This is a genomic window from Collinsella sp. D33t1_170424_A12 (assembly GCF_015554865.1).
In the GTDB taxonomy this organism is placed as follows: Bacteria; Actinomycetota; Coriobacteriia; order Coriobacteriales; family Coriobacteriaceae; genus Collinsella.
Window position 1 is genome coordinate 1 of the sequence record NZ_JADNJJ010000090.1, and the last position, 1,142, is coordinate 1,142.

General features: G+C 67.1%; 2 protein-coding genes. Both read left to right on the plus strand.

All coding sequences use genetic code 11. The features are described from left to right. Window positions 1-468, plus strand: a 468-nt coding sequence (locus I2E26_RS04120; RefSeq protein ID WP_195419708.1) for a DUF4125 family protein, incomplete at its 5' end; no start/stop codon positions are given. A gap of 3 nt (window positions 469-471) precedes the next feature. Continuing rightward, the coding region (locus I2E26_RS04125) for a MerR family transcriptional regulator (RefSeq protein ID WP_195419709.1) at window positions 472-1,142 on the plus strand (671 nt) is incomplete at its 3' end.

The window sequence follows — 1,142 nt, forward strand, 5'->3', positions numbered from 1 at the left end:
ATGTACCGACTAGCGCAGTACCTGGCGTTTCCTGCCGAGTTCGCGCATCGGGCGCTCGCGGATGCGCGCTCCCTGCGCGCCGCGCATCGCAACCCGGTGCTCGAGAAGTACGCGCGCATGATGGCCGTGACCGACCCCGACTGCTACCGCGCCACCTGGGCGCGCACGCTGCCCGCGGTCTCGCCGGTGCGCGCCTGCGCCCTGCGCGAGCTTGCCGACGCCTGCGCGCCCTTCGCGTCCGCGGCGGCCGCGGCGGCCCCCGTGGCCAGCGCCCATGCGCGCGTCGCGACCTCGCGCCCGCGCGAGGTCTCGGGTCTTGATTATTTCCTGTGCGAGGTGGCTCCGTATTCGCTGCGGACCATCTGGTACCTGCGCGATGCGATGCGCGAGCTCGCGGCGCAGGGAGGCAATCCTATCGTTGACGCCTACGCGCTCGCGTGCGCCATCGACCAAGTGGCGGGGGTGTAGGCCATGTCATGTGTGCATGCGAACGGTTCGGCGGAGGGTCATAGCGACCTGTACCGCATCGGCGAGGTGAGCCAGATCGGCGGCTTGTCTCAGCGTGCGCTGAGGCATTACGACGAGATGAAGCTCATCGAGCCCGACGTGATCGGCGAGAACAACTACCGGTACTACTCGCGCCGCACGATGCTCAAGATCCCGGTGATCAACTACCTCAAGAAGATGGGCCTATCGCTCGAGGAGATCGTCGACGTCTTCGATTGCACCGATTTCAGCCATATCCGCTCGAGCTTCCGCGAGCACCGCGAGGAGTGCGCCCGCGCCGCGCGCGAGCTCAACGAGCGCCTGCAGATCATCGACGATTGGAGCGAGCTGGTGGAGGAGGCGAGCTTCGTGCTCAATTCCTGCCCGCTGGCGGTGAACACCAAGTTCCTCTCGTGCGAGGACCTGCTGCGCATGCCCTACCACTTCACGGGCGACTACGCCGAGGCCACTATCAACCTCGAGTTCACGGCCTTCGTGGAGCAGGTCGACAACGTCATCTCGGGCCCGGTGGTCATGCGCCGCGATTTCGATGGCGACGGCCCGGTGGATCCGAGCGCCCCCTGCGAGACGGCCATCTTGCAACGGGCGCTGCGCCCCATCGACCCCAAGCACCTGTTCACCCGTCCGCGCGGCCT